Here is a 16866-nt window from a genome sequence, read left to right on the forward strand (position 1 = left end):
ATGTATTGGTCAATCGCCGCGTGGTAAAACCGATAGACCAAATGGCGACCTTATTGCAACAAGTCGATACCAACTCTGATCTCACCCTTCGTGTCGATGATAAGAGCAATAACGAACTCGGCATCATTGGGAACACGATTAACAAATTCTTAGAGAGCTACGCGAAAACCGTTAGCAAAATCAATCAAGTAAATACAACGATCTCAGCCGTTTCACAGTCCATTCAATCAATCACTCAACAAAATATTGATATAGCAAGTCAGCAAAATCAAGAGATGGAAATGGCTGCCACAGCGATGGAAGAGATGACCGCTGCGCTATCTAATGTCGCTGAAAGTACCAGCATGGCCGAACAATATGCTGGTAGCGCTGAAAAAGAAGCCTCCTCCAGCAAGGAGGTGTTCGATAAAACATCAAATGAATTCAGGCAGTTAGAGGGTGAATTCACCAATACATCGCAAATTATTCAACAATTAGCAGAAGAGTCTAACAACGTTGGAAATGTGTTGGATGTCATCAAATCGATAGCAGAACAAACGAATCTACTCGCACTCAATGCTGCAATTGAAGCCGCGAGAGCAGGAGAGCAAGGGCGAGGTTTCGCGGTGGTCGCTGACGAAGTACGCTCCCTAGCCCAACGTACTCAAGATTCAACCGGTGAAATCGAAAGTATTATCTCTACTTTGCAAGAGAAAGCTAAAGAGTCGACAGTCACGATACAAAGCAGCGCCAATAAAATGCAATCAACCCGTTCCAATATGAGTGTTGCTAACGACGCACTTAACACCATTCAAGGTTCCGCAACCGAAATTCACAAGCTCAACACGTCAATCGCAGCTGCGACTGAAGAACAGCTCGCAGTAAGTGATGAGATTTCAGGTAACTTAGCCAACATCAAAAGCCTCTCTTCTGACATGAGTGCCGCCATAAATAATATTAACTCTATTGCCATAAAATTACGATCTCACATCGATGAGTTAAATGAAATAATAAAACACTTTCATACATGATTATTTAAATAAGAGAATTTTATGAGTGAATATAAAAACCAATTTTTTGGACATATTTTAGTTGCGGACGATAGTTTAATAAACCAAGAAGTAATAAATATGCAACTTAAGAAATTAGGGGTTTCTTTTGAAATTGTATCTAACGGAAAGCAAGCTATAGACATATTGCTAACATCACCAATAACATCAATTGTCATAACCGACCTGAACATGCCATTTGTAGATGGTTTTAAATTAACTAAATTTATTCGCTCTAAAGAGTATTTAAATGAGATAATTATTATAGGTTTAACAGCAGAGTTGTCTTATTTATCAAGCGACATCATTAATGAGCATGGATTTGATTGCATTATAAAAAAACCATGTTCACTCAAAGAGTTAAAAATTTTACTTAGCCAAAACTCGGACATTGAAATACATAAACCTAATTGGCTACTCAATTTCCCCAAGTCTAGCTGGGAACAAATAATTACTATTTTCAACACATCCATGACCAACGACTTAATAAATTTAAGGAAGCAAAAAGATTTCGAAAAAATAAAAAATACGATACATAAAATAAAAGGATGCGCAGCAATCATAGGTTGGCATGAACTAGTTGTCAACTGCAAAATTGACAGTAACACATCAAATGTTAAACTAAAAAAACAAGCACTTAATATTCAGTGTTTAATTACCAATGAAATAAAAAATTTATACCACTGGACAAGACGTAATGAAAAGCAAAGACCATAAAAAAGATAAAATAAACTGCTTAGTGTTCGATGACCATCCATTAGTTTGCGAAGCAATTAAATCTGTAGTGTTAGAGTTGCCATTCATCAATGACACTTTCACTTCCAACAACAAAGAGAAATCAATTGAAATTATAAAAAAAGACAATATAAAGATATTAATATTAGATATAAATTTATCCGAAGGAGACGGTTATGATTTTTACAAGCGCATAAAGAGAAGTGGCTTTTCAGGTAGAGTTTTATTTTATTCCTCAGAGGAAAGTACAATATTTAGTCAAACGGCATATGATTTAGGGGCCGATGGTTATGTATGCAAGTCGGAAAATACAAGCACTTTGCAAAATGCAATTATAACCATAATGGGAGGCAGACTTTTTTTTAATAGTGATGCTATTAAAGACAGAAAAATGAATTTATCTGAACGTGAGGTGGTGATTGTAAAGTATCTTTTAAATGGAAAAACAAACAAAGAAATATCTAAAATTTTATGCCTTAGTGAAAAAACCGTAAGTACATATAAATCTAGAGCGCTTCAGAAGTATGGAGTCAGTAACTTGTTTGATCTGAAGCAAATCATAGAATCAGACAAAGACATATACCCGTGATCATTGAAAATGCTTGATTTTCTTTAGAATCAGGATCATGCTACGAACCATGAAAATTACACTGACTCCTCAGCAGAAACTGCAACTCGAACAAATGCACGATTCTACTCGTGATGGTCGAGTGCGTGACCGTATTAAAGCAGTATTGCTTACCACAGAGGGGGGGGGAGTCAGACCATGATTGCTCAAGCTCTTCGCATTCATGAATCAACCTTTGCACGCCACCTTAGTGACTACGTTCTTTCTGAAAAACTTAAGCCTGAAAATGGCGGGTAAGCGTTCACCAGGTAACTATTCACCCAGAATGAAGGCTCAAAAAGATCACTCAACAGGAAATAGTGGATCCAGTGCTCTCGGTCACACTTCAATGGCTGTCAATGGGGGACTGGTGAACACTTACGTATCAACAACGAAAGATAGAACTGGTAAAGTTAATTAATCGGCACACAGTGTAGGAGAACTAAACAATGTCCGAATATATTAATTGCTTAATGCCAAAGCTCGACTCTCTTGTAGAAGCAAACCAAGAAGCATTATCGCTAGCAACAGAGTTGTTCGCTCAAGCTATTGTTAACGACAATATGATACAAGTATTAGGTACTGGTCATTCTCATATGATTGGTTTAGAGGGCTTTATTCGTGCAGGTGGTCTTGGCAACATCAATGCAATTTTAGACTCAGTATTGCTCACCAATGATGGCGCACTAAGAGGGTCGGCAATGGAAAAATTACCTGGGTTGGCTGAAGTCATTTGGAATAATCAGAATATTCACCCTGATGATGTGGTGATGGTTATTTCTAATTCTGGGCGCAATGCGCTTCCAATTGAATTTGCCCAAATTGCAATAGCTAAAGGTCATCGGGTTATCGCGATAACTTCAGTAGAGCAGTCATCCAAATACCCAAGCCGTCATAGTTCAGGTCTGAAACTAATGGATATTGCAGATGTCGTCATCGACAATCAGGTTCCCGCTGGTGATGGGTTGTGTCTTGTTAATGGTAAAGTGACAGGGGCATTTTCCAGCATAGCAGGCATGGTGATCATGAATATGCTGGTTGTAGAGTCTCAGAAAGAAGCGCTAAAACAAGGCGTAACACCACTTATCTTCTCTAGCCAAAATGTTGATGGTTTCGATAATGATTATGTGTATCAGCATTTTGGATCTCGATTAAAATCCATGTAACACAAATGTTCTTTTCGTCAATTAACCACTTTTGGTAAAGAGGTCACCCTCGCAATCTAGCGGTCGGATGCCAGAAAAGATGGTGATCTCCTACCAATCAATTTACACAGAGTAAGCTATCCTCCATCCCAAAAAGAGTATATCTATCTTCGCTAGTCATGTTCAATGTCAAAGTATCCTTCATATTAATTTTCCATCTCTTATTGGTTTGAGACATATTACTAGAAATATAATAAGTAGAATTTAGTAAGGATGCGTCAAAATTATTTGAACTCCAAAGATCGCTATAGTTGTTTTTTGTAGCCCCTATACTTCCTGGAATGTATTTACTACAAATACTATTGACGTGAATAAAGTTTCGACCTTGAGTTACCTTATTAGATAGTTCATAGTAATTCAAATCAACTCCATCAACAATAATCGGTTTAGGTTGGTGAAATTCAGATATTTCTCTTGTGCTAAACACAAAGTTACTCGAGTCATCATAAAATTGTATGACAACAGAGCTAGTCGGAGATTCATTTAAATTAAGTTCATAGTAAAGAGAGCCATTTTCTACGAAAAATCTATCCTTTCTATAAATTTTCTCTTCTGTAATAACGCGTGAAAAAACCCTAGTGTAATCATAATTTTCCTCAAGAGTAAAAATTTTGTACTTCAAATGATTATTTTTGGACTCGACTAATACTGGGACAATAGATGCCGGATTTAAATAACTTACACCCGTTATATCTTTGTCATCAAAATATTTACTTAAAAACTCTTGACCATAATAATCTGCAAAACCATATGTCATACCTGAATTATGATTATAACCATATCCATGAGCACTTTCATGGAATAAGGTTTTCTGAGTTCTTAGGTCAAAAGGTCTAAAAGATGCTACACCAGCTGTAATATAGTCGGTCCAAATTGAAGCCCACCCCGAACTATTGGTTTGAATCTCTTCTAGATTAGGCGTACCTCCTCCCCCAACCCCCTCATTAGAATAAGGACCTGAAAGCGTTTTCAAGGTAAGTTTATGCCCCTTAACTCCCATTTTCATATAGTTTATATTAGCAACACTTTCACCATTACTAGCACAAGCGCTCGGATAATTTGTACATCCATTTTCACGATAGTATCGTAATAGTTCAGGTAAGAGAGCTTTGTGGTTAAGCGCTTTATGTAAGTTACTAGAAAGCACCCAATACACACTGCTTTGCTGAGCATCTGGATCTGAATAGCAAGGCGTTGAACATAACTTACCTTCCTCAGAGGACATTTCTCCAGCCAAAGTTATTTGGGGTAAAAACATCCCTAACGTATTATAGAAAGAAACACTAGTAACATTTTCACTAAATAATATCTCAGACTTACTGAATGGTTGAAGCGTGACATCCATTGAAACCAAAACAGGATTGTCATGCTCATTTGTCTTGACCAACATTTTGTTAATTCTATCAGGAGTATTATTTATTACTTCAAACTGATTTGAACCTAAATCAATAATATCAACGTCATCAAATCTATAGACTTGTTTTCCATTTGAATCCAACTTAACAAAATTTTCAGTTTTTAAGACTGTAGCATCAATTAATGTTAAGCTATCATTAGTTTTATAATCAATGCTATTTACACTTAAAAACTCCCCACCATCGTTTAAAGTCCATGGATAATCTGATATTACAACTGGAGGGGTTCCGCCATCTGTTGAAGGGTTATTATCACCATCAACAGATAGTTGCTTAACACCACTTTCCTCACTGCATGCCGATAACATAATAACTAAAATAAAAAGCATTTTTTTAAAATTCACGTTCATTAATGAAACCTTTATACTGTGCAGAAAAGAGGGTGAATAGTATTGCGGCTTACTTGTGTACTCAAGATTAACCAAAATAAATAAGAGTTTTCCTACACTTTTATTTTGTAAGGCTTTTATGTGTGAATCCCTGCCGAACCGCTCAAGAAGTCTTGGACACTGTGTTAAGTGAGTACATTCACTAACGAGGTGGACAATGGCAACTAAGAAAACACGAATCAAAGCCGGGTATAGTTACAAAAGTCACTCACTCAATCACTACCAGATTGAATGAATAATTCAGAAGTGGAAAGTCATACTAACAATGCACTGTCCGAGCAAGGGTAATAGAGTGACAACTTAAGCAAAACCAATAAAAGTTTTGCCCTTTAGAATAATAGCGTGTCAACATTATTGAGCGTTGCGCACAGCAGGTAGCCTGTCGAGATACATGTTTATAAGGCTCTCTTACTGGGTGAAACCGGTTCATTACCAACATTTTTATTGTATCTGTACACATCAGAATGCCCTTACATGTTTATATGAACTTCTTTTAGTGAACAACACCATTTTCGCTTTAGCTTTTGATATCGTAGTTAAGGAACAAAGATGGTTTGGCGCTTTCTTTGTGCTTTCGGACTTGAGCTTCCCAAAATTGTTGTAACAATATGAAGAAATATTGACGTTGTTTTTGCTTCAGAAGCTGGAGCATCGCTTGCTCGAAAGTGTATTCGTGTCGGTTCACTTGATTACGAACCTTACGTGTGTCTCTTAGGCTTAATAAATAAACTTCTACCTCAATGATCTTTCTTGCTTCAGACTCGCTAAATCCCTGGTCCTCAAGTAGTTTAATGCTCATATGATGTAACATCATATTTGGAATTTGCAGCGCTTCGAAGGTGTTCTTAGGTAATAGCATCGTCAATTTCTCTCAATGTAGATAGTGAGAATCCGTGCTCAGTTATTCCATGCTTGTAGTAAAGTGAATGAATTGGTCAAAAGTACTCTTTCCAATTGGGAAAGTTTTATTCATGTTTGACGGCGTTAGTAACAGTGTTATACGCGTTGAAACTCCATTATCTCGACAATGGAATTAGCGTTGAATTTTTCTAGAATTCTAGATTTGTAAGTGCTAACCGTCTTTGAGCTCAAAGATAATAGTTCTGAGATTTTCTTGTTTGAGTAGCCTAGAGATAAATAGCCAAATACTACTGACTCACGCTCTGTTAGATCAGGGAGTTCATGTGCTGTAGCCAAACTCTCTTTGAATGCATAAAACCCTCGATAGGTTACTAAAATGGCTTCATTAATTAGTGAAGTGTCTTCTGTCTTAAGTATGTAACCATTAGCACCTACTTTCTTAGCGGCATGGTTAAAGAGAGGGTAATTATTTGAAGAAACAAATAAAACCCTGCCTTTATAACCACTTTTTCGAATACGCTGAATGAAATCTAAGCCATTTCCATCATTCAAAACGATATCAAGTATGATCATATCAATACTCTGTCCACGAAGAATACGGTGTGCATCCTTTATTGAATCTGATTGAAAAATCTCAGTATTAATAGTAATGCCATTAAGCATTGATGCAAGAGCACGTCTAATAATTGGTTGGTTATCTAATATAAGCGTTTTAATTGAGTTCATTGGAAGCCTCTATAAATAGGTTTGCATGATAATCCCCCCTGGATGTATTCCTAGTTTTTATATAATAAGAAATTTTTTTATGAAAGTATGGAAAGTCATCAATTCCAAATTGGAAACACTATAACCAAGCTTTAATTAATCTAGGCTCACTGACATTTTGGATTGATGAAGAAGCCATTCAGCTATGGAAGCAAATCAAACAGTTAACGTCGCGTTCAAGACAAAAGCCAAGGGAACAGCCATTGAAAATATTGAATCTTTAAAATTGGCACAGTACTTGATTAATAATGAATAACTCGCCTTTGAGTAGACTGTTCAATATTGGTTTGACCTTAGCGCCAAGGGTTTTCTCGGCGATATGAGTAAGCTCTGAGAGATGACATAACATCGCTTCATGTGCTCGTCATTTTTTAAATATCGATGGGCATAATGTCCATTTAATAGTATGAGGCTATATGCCAAAAGCAGCAAGGCTAGGTGATACCGGATCGGAGCACGATTGCTTCCCACCAACACCAATCATTGCAGGGAGTCCAAGTGTGATGATTAACTTTCAGCCAGCAGTTCGCCAAGGTGATCCACTGCAAGATCATGGCTGCCCGTGTGATAAGACCCCTCATGGTAATCACCCTAGAAGTGTAGCGGAAGGTTCGTCGAGCATATTTATTGACGGTAAACCCGCAGCACGTTTTGGGGATTCGATAGACTGCGGAGGGACAATATCGTCGGCATCATCCGATGTCGAGATAGGATAATATTCCAACCTCACCATCGTCTAATAGGCTGTAGACCTATCGGTTACAGCCTATTGATTTTAATCTCTGTTTGGGTGATTGAGGATATGGTCTTCCCAGTTAACAACATCGATTTCGTACACCACTTTATTACGTACGCTCTCCCCTTCAGCATGCATAGCAGACTTAGAGCCCGTGATTAACGGGTGCCATTCAGGAAGAGGTTGCTTTTCAGCGAGTAAACGATAAGCACAAGTGTGCGGAAGCCATGTAAAATCATCAATATCTTCACGAGTTAGCTTGGTACACTCTTCACCTGAGCTAAAACGGTTTGGGTAGTCTTTACACGAACAGGTCTTACTGTTTAACCAACTACACGCCACGTTGGTGTAGTAGATCTCATCGGTGTCTTCATCCATCAGTTTGTGCAAGCAACATTTTCCACAACCGTCACAAAGCGACTCCCATTCATTTTCGGTCATCTCTTCGAGAGCTTTTTGCTGCCAAAACTGCGTCATATGGTAACCCCAAGTGTTCAAATATCATCGTGGAAAAGGAAAGCGGAATTTATATAGATCCTTTGTCCAAAGTGCAAGTGATTCCTCTAGGGGTTAACCGATATGCATCTATGTTATTCAAGGCTCTACTCTTCAAGCCTTTGATTTAGTTCGGCCACTTTCCAACTTAAATTATTCAGACGTTTTTTCAATTCATCAAACTCTTGCTGGGCTTGCTCGTACTGGCGTTGCTCAATCAAGTTTTCTACATAGCCTACTCGACCATAGATTGGCGATAGGCTGACTGCAAAGTCCTCCAATGATTTGGTTTCATTCGCGACCTGTTGCCAACGCTGTTTCTTAGCGAGCAGCGCAATATTTGCCATCTTTGTGCGTATTTCACTAAACCGAGCGATGGATTCATTCGCCTGATCGAGCGCGAACTGTTGGTCTTGATATAGGGTCTGGCTTATCTGTTCAACTTGCTCGTCTCCTGCATACAGTTTCTGCAAAACATTGAGTTGTTCTAACGCCTTTAAGTAAGGCTGCTCAATAGAGACTTTGGTTTTCTCCCCAATCGACGTGCGATACAGAGGGATCAGCTCAGCTTGAACAGCGGCTAATTTTGTCGGTTTAGTATGCTCAACATAACGATCAAGGTTGCTTGTATTGAGTGCGGGGACTTCGACCGACTGCTTGAACTGATATTGATTGATGAAGCTCGGATTGTAATAGAGCCACCCACACACACCACTCACGACAAGCGTCGATACAAGTGTGCCAGTCAAACCCCAGTAGTAACGGCGACGCGTGACTCTATTGTCGTTTTCTAGCTGTTTTTCTTGGCGCTTTATCGCCGTATGATAACGCGTTTCTATTTGATCAATATGTTCAAACAGAACAAATCCAACCCCTTCAAAGTCAACGTCCACTTGAGGCTGTTGAAGTGTCATCCAGTGATGGATTCTTTCGCATACTCTCTCGCTGCGATAAAGATCTCGCAACTGCTCTTGAGAGGGTTTCATTTTCTTTAACTCAGGAATGGCCTTGCCATTGACCCAATCTAAAACTTCTTTGCGCATTTTGGCCGATTTTGAGTCCGGCTTGGATAGCAAACTCAAGCATTGTATTAGGAGCTCTAAGCCATTGGCATAACCCGCCAACCCCTCAATTTTCAGCTTGGCTATGGTTAGATAGCTACACATGAGTAAGTCAACACCTGGTCCCTTAGCTAGGTGTTCACACGCTTCATATACCTCTTGCCAATTAGTTCCACCAGACAGGGGATTAAAGCGACTATTAATCTCATCTCTGATTTTTTGATAACTTTCGAGATGTCTGATTGAGTCAGAATCGGCTGTTACACGATAAACAACTTGGTCAAGTAATACTGTATTGGACATAGATACTTCGTCCTGTAGAAAAGGAGCGAGTCACCTCGCTCCTTTTAGTGTTTTAGTAAAGAGTCTTAGATAACTTGAACGACTTAAACAGGCGTTCAGTAAATGGATTGGCATCCGATTCAGCATTGATGCGATAAATCATGTCTCCGCCATCGACATCAAATAGGTAATCAACCGACGTCTTGCCCGCTGACATAACGTTACCCTTCTCCAATAGTCGGAAAAATGCCCAAGGTCCTTTCTCGCTAATACTTCTAGGCGACAAGTTAGACTTGGTTGGCACCAACGTCACTTTAGACACGGCAGAATCACGCAGGGTATTTGGCCAAATCAGCTCAACACCTTCACGCGGTCCATGGCTGTATGTGAGATACTGACCATCAACATTAAGTACACTGCGGCGTTTATTCCCACTTAACTGCAGAGGCTCGACAGAGAAGTTTACGTCTAAGATACCTTTACGGTTAAAGAACGCCTGACGAATTCTTTGTGCTTGTTCAATCTGCGCTAGTACCTCAGGGCGGATGAGCGATTGAGCGTTATCGTAATCATCAACGGCAATGTTCTCTTCAATAAAAATTTTCAGCTGATTAGTGTAAAAGTTATCCAAGGTGCCATTAGGAGCAAAGAAGGATTCGAAATCTTCCAGTGCCACATCTTTTGTGGAAGCAGGATTAAACGGGTAGCGACTCGCAAGCTTGGTATAGTACGGCTTGTAAACATCTTCAGTCCAACGCACTTCTAAGTATCTAATCGCTTCTTGCTTCACCACATACCAGCTTTCATCTGCCAGCTTAGCGATCATGCTATCCAATGGTCTTGGTAAACCAGAAGAGATGCGCTTCAAGGTATAGATAGGATCCGCACTTACTAACTTTACTCGCGCCTTCGTTGCGTCAAGCGCTGCCATACCTACATCTGGTGATTCTTGAATCGATTTCAAATAAGCCTTCAGTTCATCAACCGATTCAAGGACTTCATTGATATACGCAGGTTGCTCTCCAACGGGTTTAAGCATTAAGTTTAACTCAGCAAATGGAGATTGAATGCTTGACGCGACTTTGTATTTAGCACTCTTTAGCAGTTCTTCTGCTGCGTCATTATCTGGGTCTAATCCCTCAATGACCTGAGTGTTGTTCTTTAATGTCCTTAGTAATCGCTGCATTGGCTCGACGTTTCCAGTCAAGCTCTCTAGCACCATCACCGCATCATTGATGTCACCAAAATATTTCATGTCGATATCATTCAATGCTGCACGCCAAGTGTTCACATAATCTGCAACATACAGATTGCGAATCTTTTCACGAAGTACTTGTTTATCTGCTTCACTAAACTGCGCCGTTTTAGACTGTCCTAATACCCAACTATCGATCAGGGCTAACTCCGAGACAGACTCGGATCTCGGCATGAAATAGTTTTCAAAGCCGGCTTTTGTCAGCATTTGTGGTATATACAAGCTGCTATTAGCCACACGCTCTTCGAACACAACATCAAAGATTGGACCAACTAAATTACGAATACTGATCGAAGGGCCTAACACGGTTTGCGCGTTCAGCTTCAAATTTCGGTAAACACGCTGATCGTTAGGCATAGTGCTAAGTTCTGCTTGAGCGCTGGCGATGGTGCGATCGTATGGCTTCATCACTCGTTCTGCGAACTCGTCACCTTGCTGCCTTTTTCCAGCGAGATCGGTATGGCGCATCGCATAATCTAAGTGCTCTAACAGTTCACCCTGAACCTGTTTTTGCCCGACAAACGTGCTCTGCCAATATTTACCAAAGTAATCAAGCACATAATCTTCGTAGCGACCACTCTTATCTACCAGCATGCGATAAACTCGTAAAACTGCCAGTTTCTCTTCCTCATTCTCAGCCTGTTTAAGCGCAACAACGACATCCGCCATTAGAAGTGGCAAGAAACGGTTTTCGAGCAAGTTAAGGTAGGTATTTTCTACCATTGGCCCAATAGTATGCCCTTGATATAGACCAAGATCAGATAAGTAGCGTGGCTTGTCACGGAAAAAACCGAACTCCAATGTCGCTTGTCGAATCTTGTTTAACGGCTCAAGAATGTCTTTCTGAGAAGCCAGATAAAGATTAGATGGGTATTGAGTTTTGTACTCATTGACCTTAGTGAGTACCGCATCAGACTGGTTAACATTGGTTAGGTAATAGCGATGCCACGTCCCCACTAAAAGCACCGTTGCCACCATACAAGCGGTAATGGAAAGGCCCATTAAACGACGTTTGTGTTTTGCCACTCGGAAGTTATCCGAAGCCAATCCTGCCTCTGGGTAGATAATGTTGCTAAATAACTTCTGAGTAAAATATACCGTTGAGTTCTTAGCATTTTGAGCTTCGTTCACCGCATGCGATAGACCATAGCGACGAGAGGCGGAATCTCCAAAGGCGTTGCTAGGTACTCCCTGCTGATAAACCGACGTAAAGTAAGCACCACGAACTAACGCAGAAGTAGAGAACTGATCACTTGAGAGTGCATCTCGGAAAAAGTTTTTGAGAATATCTTGCAGCCCTGACATTTGACGCGTAAAGCTATAGATAGCATCACGCTCGGCTTGTTCCAACGGCTCTGCCACCGCATGGGGAAAGAGTTCGTTGATTCTTGATACAAACTGCCCATAGTCTTTAGAAAACTCTTCTAACCAGTGATCTAAATTATCGACCGATTCTAGAGAGAAGGTGAAACCTAATACTTCATCCCGCTGTGACTTGGAATAATGTTTAAAGAAAGGTTCGAAACCATACAACAAGTCAAGTTTTGTCAGCGTAATGTAGACTGGTAAGCGAGTCGCCAGTGTTTCCATTAATTCGCGAATACGCGCACGCAGCAAGTTTGCATAAGCCTTACGCTCTGACGCAGTAGAGACGGCAAGATTAGCGATATCAAGCGCGAGAACAATACCGTTTAACGGCCTTCTACTGCGCGTTTTTTCCAACCAATTGATGAAATGAAGCCATAAGCGGCGCTGTATTTCAGCGGCTTCCTCGTCTTTACGATTACGTTGAGTAAGTAACTCACCATCAGGGTCAATCAGTACTGACTCATCACCAATCCACCAGTCGAAATAGTAAGGGTTATCACTTTTCTGCCCCGAGGCTCGCATAACAGAAGAAAGCGCAAAGTTCTGTCCTGAACGGTTGATTAAGCTTGTTTTACCTGCGTTCTCAACACCCAACACTAGATACCAAGGCAATGAATAGAGATAGTTACGCGTATTGAGGCTTTGCTTCATCTCTTTCATTACGTTATTCAGTTCGACTTCCTGACGCTCTTCATATTTCGCAATTGGATCGAGTTTTCGCTGTTCTTCTCGTTTTTGCTGACTCTTAAAACCTTGCAATTTACGCCACTGCCAAATACCCCACGCTGACAACGAGAGCAACACAAACAGTGCACTCGCGATGCTTCGAGCCATCACGGACTCTAAAGGTTTCGTCCCGAGAATTTCCAGCCAAGGACCTGCCCACCAAATGGCAACGTTGAGTAGTATAAATAGAGTAAACAGCAAAATAGGAAGGGCCGCTGCTATGCCCGGCTTAAGTTTCTTAACAAGCCCAATGATACTTTTCCACATGGATAGTCCCTTTGCTTAATCTAACGCTATATATCGTTCTAGTTGTTCTATTAAAGACGGCTCCCACTCAGTGACGCTCGCCTGGATAATTTCTTGCTTTAAGGTTTGATACTGTTCTTTCGCCATCGCTTCTAACTGGCTATGCCGCAAAAGATCGGCACAAAGCAAACGCCAATAAAAGCGATCGCGTGGCTCTGTCGCGGCAACAAGGCCATCATTGAGCATCGACATCGCAACGGCGATCCCCCCCTCTTGAGCGAGCTTGAAAGCTTCTTCACGTTGTTCACTCCAACTACCTGAAACATTGCCACCTGAAGCGGCCATGTCACCACTCGCTAACCAATCACGCACCATGTCAGTTACAAATGGCGAACCATCTTTAAACTTGAGTTCAAACACGTTTGGAAAACGTTCGACAAAAAACTGAGTTTCTTGTCGAATGGCCTGACACCAGCTCTGTTGACCAAGCGACTTTGCGATATCGTGGCTCATGAGCTGACCATCAAACCAATAAGGAGCAATCGTCAAACTTTGTTCAATCTTTCTCCACAGAGCGAGATCAGGTTGATGTAACTGGTCTTGATACTCTTTAATTCGCTCCACTTGCATGCCACGCAGTAACGTTTTTCCGAGATGATCATGATCGGGTAACGTCGTGATAGAACCCCAAAGCGCATGGCGACGTACTCGTATTGCTAATGCCGCCCCCGACTCCTGATCAGAGAGATATTCCGCGACTTTAAGCAGGGTTTGCTTTGCTGCTTTATCACTGGAATTGTCAACGGATAAAGAATAAGAGGAGGATGCCGCTGTGCTTTGTGACGTCTCTGTCTCTGAGTCTTTTGCTTGTACCGTGCTGTGCTGTGACTTCTCTCGCTCTTGAGCTCGTTTAAGCTGGGTGCTAATCGTTAGCGCGATAGAATCCGCAATATCCGAAGAGAGTTGATTGGCTTGTATTGTTTTCTGCCACCCTTGAACCACCGTTTGCAACTCGTCTCTGTCTTGGCTATCGAGAGTCGTGAAATCAAACTTATCCACAGCCATTGAGAAACGTTGACACATCTGACTGAAAAACTTTCTGCGCGGTAAGTTGCCTCTCTTTCCGGGTGCTGGGAAACAATCATTCCAATAGTGCTCAATGAAGTCGCTCATCACACCAAACGAGGTTATCAAACGGCTTGGTGTCAATTGGTTATGCAAACACTGAAGTAAATAAACCAGTAACTTAATATCTTTGCTCTTCTCATTAAGCAAAGTAATCGCACTGTGCTCAACCTCTTGCCACTGAACTGTGGCGTGAGAAAGAGAACCGACTTTCATCATTTGGTCTTCAACAAAATCAAACAGTGGCTCATCTAATAGTCTTTCTCCTACCGGTGAATCGCCACTAATTGGTCTAACGATACTGGTTCGATATTGAGTCAATTCCATTGCTACCACCCACACCTTGCTCTAAGTGGTGTTAAAGCTTGGTTCAATCCTGTCGTATCAAACTGCAACCCATCCACCGTCTGCGAATTAGAACGAAGAACAAGCCTTGTATCCAACGCCATCACCTTCATCATAGATATTGCAGGTAAACCTCTAGCCGAAGAGAACAACACTCCAATATCATCGCTTCTCCAGCTCTGACTCGGACCACCAGCAATAGACACTCGAATTCGTCCATCTTCTATCGCTTCAGGTAGCGCTAACTCAACACGACTGATCTTATTAATGCAGCTCATCATTAACACCGCCGCCAGTTCACCCTCGGCATGTCGGGATGCTAAGGTTAACCAGACGTCGCCCTCTTGCTCAGTACCACTTTCAATCACGTTCAATGGCGCATGACTATCTAAAGTCTCAAAAGCGATGTGCCAAGCTTGCGGTTTATCATCAGATACAGATTGACGATTCGAAGTGGTCGGCGTCCGAAAAACGTCATCAAAACAGCTCAGGCGCTCTAATCGCTCAGAGATTAAGGTGCATTGTTTACCCCTAATCAGTTCAGAACTAACGGACTCTTGAGCCGCATTCGTTGAAAGAGAAAAAGCGGCCAAAGTCGACAATAAAATGAGAGATCTCAAATTGTTCATTCTGCTTTGATCTCCAATTTCTGGCATTTATAAGCCAGTGTTCGTTTAGGAATTCCCAAGCTTTCCGCCGTTTTACCTCGATCACCAGAAAAAAGGATCAAGCGCTCACGAATGATAAATTCTTCAAATTCGTTGACGGCTTGTTTAAGGTCTTTGATCGTCGATAAATCACTCTGTGCGGCAAGATAAGGGTTATCCGTCATACCGCTCGACTGAGTGCTCTGCGGTGAGGTCGCGCGTTGCTCGACCCTGTTCAGTTCGAAATCAAGACACGCAATCCGATTCGCCAAGCTGCCTTCACTCACTTCCAACTCATCGCGACACTGTGCACAACCAAACTCGACCAAAAGCTTCAACTCACGGACATTGCCCGGAAATGAATACTGTTTAAGGCAATCCAACGCTTTGTAGTGCAGACCCCGAATCTGAGTACCGTGTTGTGAATTGAACTCGGCAACAAAGTGTTGGCTTAATAGTTCAATGTCTCCCAATCGCTCCGACAATTTTGGCAAAGTCAAAGGGAACTGAAACAATCGGTAATAAAGGTCTTGTCTAAATAGTTTGTTTCTCACTTGAGCAAGCAAATTGACATGCGTTGCAGATACCAAACGAAAATCAGAGCTCAGCTCATTCTTACCGCCGATAGGTCTGAACTTTTTCGTTTCCAGCACTCGTAGCAATTTAGCCTGCAAAGCGAGCGGCATATCACCAATTTCATCTAAAAAGAGCGTTCCACCATTCGCCTGTGCAATCAGACCATCTCTGTCAGATTCAGCACCAGAGAAGGCACCTTTGCAGTAACCAAACAGTTCACTTTCGAGTAAGTTCTCTGGGATAGCGGCACAGTTAATGGCAACTAAAGGTTGCGCACTGCGACTTGAGATTTGGTGAATCGCCTGAGCCACCAACTCTTTACCTGTACCTGTATCGCCTTGAACCATAACGGACAACTGAGAGTCCGCCGCGCTAACTATCTGTTGACGTAGCCTCTGCATCACCGAACTTTTGCCAATCAAAGAGTAAGAAAGTTGCTCGGCGAGATCCCTTCGCTTAGTGTCTCTTTGTATATCACTCAAAGATTCAGCGAGCGTTTGAATATCTCGCTGCTCACGCTCCTTCTCTCCCAGTAGCCCCCACTGCTTAGTGAAAATGTCGATAAACTTAGCGCCATCATCACTGTTAAAGACGTCAGTTACTGCTGTTTTTGCACCTTGCATAAAGAGGATCAATTGCACTTGATTGGAATGAAAAGGCAAAGGGCAAATGAACACACATTCAAACGTGCCAGTATTCGATACCAACTCAGTGAAAGCTGTATCTCCTCGCCAAAACAGCAACTCCTCTGCCGTCAGGGACATCTGACTCGCGTTTTGGAGTACGTGTGCAAAGGGATTATTTAAATCATTCACCCCCCAAGACGCTTCCACTTGCGGATCATGCGGCACAAGTTCACGACCATCTGATGTTGGCATTAGAAGCAAGCATTTTGATAGACCGAGTTCAGTACTAAGAATCTGAGTAAACTTTTCCGTCAGCTCAAATTTACTGCGGGTAGCGATCAACTCCGTCACCAGTTCTAGCCAATTCGACATA

14 protein-coding genes and 1 pseudogene are annotated in these 16866 nt (G+C 41.4%); 6 read left to right on the forward strand and 9 right to left on the reverse strand.

From position 1 onward, the window contains the following. The 5 genes and pseudogenes from QTN94_RS15515 to QTN94_RS15535 form a co-directional block, all read left to right on the forward strand. On the forward strand, nucleotides 1-1010 hold a 1010-nt coding region (locus QTN94_RS15515), incomplete at its 5' end, for a methyl-accepting chemotaxis protein (RefSeq protein ID WP_331428174.1). A gap of 21 nt (nucleotides 1011-1031) precedes the next feature. Continuing rightward, complete coding sequence (locus QTN94_RS15520) at nucleotides 1032-1745, forward strand: response regulator (protein ID WP_331428175.1); 714 nt, start codon at nucleotides 1032-1034, stop codon at nucleotides 1743-1745. Then, complete coding sequence (locus QTN94_RS15525; protein ID WP_331428176.1) at nucleotides 1726-2352, forward strand: response regulator transcription factor; 627 nt, start codon at nucleotides 1726-1728, stop codon at nucleotides 2350-2352. The genes QTN94_RS15520 and QTN94_RS15525 overlap by 20 nt, the downstream gene beginning before the upstream one ends. 49 nt (nucleotides 2353-2401) lie before the next feature. Then, nucleotides 2402-2625: pseudogene (locus QTN94_RS15530) on the forward strand (helix-turn-helix domain-containing protein); the annotation flags it as partial. Between the two features lie 194 nt (nucleotides 2626-2819). Continuing rightward, complete coding sequence (locus QTN94_RS15535; RefSeq protein WP_331428178.1) at nucleotides 2820-3536, forward strand: sugar isomerase domain-containing protein; 717 nt, start codon at nucleotides 2820-2822, stop codon at nucleotides 3534-3536. Nucleotides 3537-3633: 97 nt separating this feature from the next. Here QTN94_RS15535 and QTN94_RS15540 read toward each other — a convergent pair whose 3' ends face one another. From QTN94_RS15540 to QTN94_RS15550, 3 genes are all read right to left on the reverse strand, one after another. After that, nucleotides 3634-5340 (reverse strand): hypothetical protein, encoded by a 1707-nt coding sequence (locus tag QTN94_RS15540; RefSeq protein WP_331428180.1) that lies wholly within the window; start codon nucleotides 5338-5340, stop codon nucleotides 3634-3636. 556 nt (nucleotides 5341-5896) lie between these two features. Then, nucleotides 5897-6238 carry a hypothetical protein gene (locus QTN94_RS15545; RefSeq protein WP_331428182.1) on the reverse strand — a complete coding sequence of 114 codons (342 nt, stop codon included), beginning with the start codon at nucleotides 6236-6238 and terminating at the stop codon, nucleotides 5897-5899. A 137-nt stretch (nucleotides 6239-6375) separates the two neighbouring features. Then, nucleotides 6376-6966, reverse strand: a complete 591-nt coding sequence (locus QTN94_RS15550; protein WP_331428183.1) for a response regulator transcription factor — start codon at nucleotides 6964-6966, stop codon at nucleotides 6376-6378. A gap of 455 nt (nucleotides 6967-7421) precedes the next feature. Between QTN94_RS15550 and QTN94_RS15560 the strand changes: the two genes are divergently transcribed. Beyond that, entirely contained in the window at nucleotides 7422-7721 is a 300-nt protein-coding gene (locus QTN94_RS15560) for a type VI secretion system PAAR protein (protein ID WP_331428184.1), read from the forward strand. Nucleotides 7722-7780: 59 nt separating this feature from the next. On the opposite strand, the gene QTN94_RS15565 is transcribed toward QTN94_RS15560, so the two are convergent. From QTN94_RS15565 to QTN94_RS15590, 6 genes are all read right to left on the reverse strand, one after another. Beyond that, on the reverse strand, nucleotides 7781-8218 hold the full coding sequence (locus QTN94_RS15565; RefSeq protein WP_331416354.1) for a YcgN family cysteine cluster protein: 438 nt from the start codon (nucleotides 8216-8218) through the stop codon (nucleotides 7781-7783). A 125-nt stretch (nucleotides 8219-8343) separates the two neighbouring features. After that, on the reverse strand, nucleotides 8344-9600 hold the full coding sequence (locus QTN94_RS15570; RefSeq protein WP_331428185.1) for a type VI secretion system ImpA family N-terminal domain-containing protein: 1257 nt from the start codon (nucleotides 9598-9600) through the stop codon (nucleotides 8344-8346). Nucleotides 9601-9652: 52 nt separating this feature from the next. Continuing rightward, a complete protein-coding gene (gene tssM / locus QTN94_RS15575) occupies nucleotides 9653-13150 on the reverse strand; it encodes a type VI secretion system membrane subunit TssM (protein WP_331428197.1) in 3498 nt (1165 codons plus the stop codon). A 60-nt stretch (nucleotides 13151-13210) separates the two neighbouring features. Next, on the reverse strand, nucleotides 13211-14626 hold the full coding sequence (gene tssA, locus QTN94_RS15580; RefSeq protein ID WP_331428186.1) for a type VI secretion system protein TssA: 1416 nt from the start codon (nucleotides 14624-14626) through the stop codon (nucleotides 13211-13213). A gap of 2 nt (nucleotides 14627-14628) precedes the next feature. Next, nucleotides 14629-15273, reverse strand: a complete 645-nt coding sequence (gene vasI, locus QTN94_RS15585) for a type VI secretion system-associated protein VasI (RefSeq protein ID WP_331416357.1) — start codon at nucleotides 15271-15273, stop codon at nucleotides 14629-14631. Further along, nucleotides 15270-16865 (reverse strand): sigma-54 interaction domain-containing protein, encoded by a 1596-nt coding sequence (locus QTN94_RS15590; protein WP_331428187.1) that lies wholly within the window; start codon nucleotides 16863-16865, stop codon nucleotides 15270-15272. Before QTN94_RS15590 ends, vasI begins: the two co-directional genes overlap by 4 nt. Between the last annotated feature and the right edge of the window lies 1 nt (nucleotide 16866).

This window comes from Vibrio sp. M250220 (genome assembly GCF_036533795.1).
GTDB lineage: Bacteria > Pseudomonadota > Gammaproteobacteria > Enterobacterales > Vibrionaceae > Vibrio.

Coding starts and splice junctions, on each gene's coding strand:
- QTN94_RS15565 (WP_331416354.1), bottom strand. CDS start 8,218: ATGACGCAGTTTTGGCAGCAAAAAGCTCTCGAAGAGATGACCGAAAAT.
- QTN94_RS15525 (WP_331428176.1), top strand. CDS start 1,726: ATGAAAAGCAAAGACCATAAAAAAGATAAAATAAACTGCTTAGTGTTC.
- tssA (WP_331428186.1), bottom strand. CDS start 14,626: ATGGAATTGACTCAATATCGAACCAGTATCGTTAGACCAATTAGTGGC.
- QTN94_RS15545 (WP_331428182.1), bottom strand. CDS start 6,238: ATGCTATTACCTAAGAACACCTTCGAAGCGCTGCAAATTCCAAATATG.
- QTN94_RS15560 (WP_331428184.1), top strand. CDS start 7,422: ATGCCAAAAGCAGCAAGGCTAGGTGATACCGGATCGGAGCACGATTGC.
- QTN94_RS15540 (WP_331428180.1), bottom strand. CDS start 5,340: ATGAACGTGAATTTTAAAAAAATGCTTTTTATTTTAGTTATTATGTTA.
- QTN94_RS15550 (WP_331428183.1), bottom strand. CDS start 6,966: ATGAACTCAATTAAAACGCTTATATTAGATAACCAACCAATTATTAGA.
- vasI (WP_331416357.1), bottom strand. CDS start 15,273: ATGAACAATTTGAGATCTCTCATTTTATTGTCGACTTTGGCCGCTTTT.
- QTN94_RS15535 (WP_331428178.1), top strand. CDS start 2,820: ATGTCCGAATATATTAATTGCTTAATGCCAAAGCTCGACTCTCTTGTA.
- QTN94_RS15570 (WP_331428185.1), bottom strand. CDS start 9,600: ATGTCCAATACAGTATTACTTGACCAAGTTGTTTATCGTGTAACAGCC.
- QTN94_RS15590 (WP_331428187.1), bottom strand. CDS start 16,865: ATGTCGAATTGGCTAGAACTGGTGACGGAGTTGATCGCTACCCGCAGT.
- QTN94_RS15520 (WP_331428175.1), top strand. CDS start 1,032: ATGAGTGAATATAAAAACCAATTTTTTGGACATATTTTAGTTGCGGAC.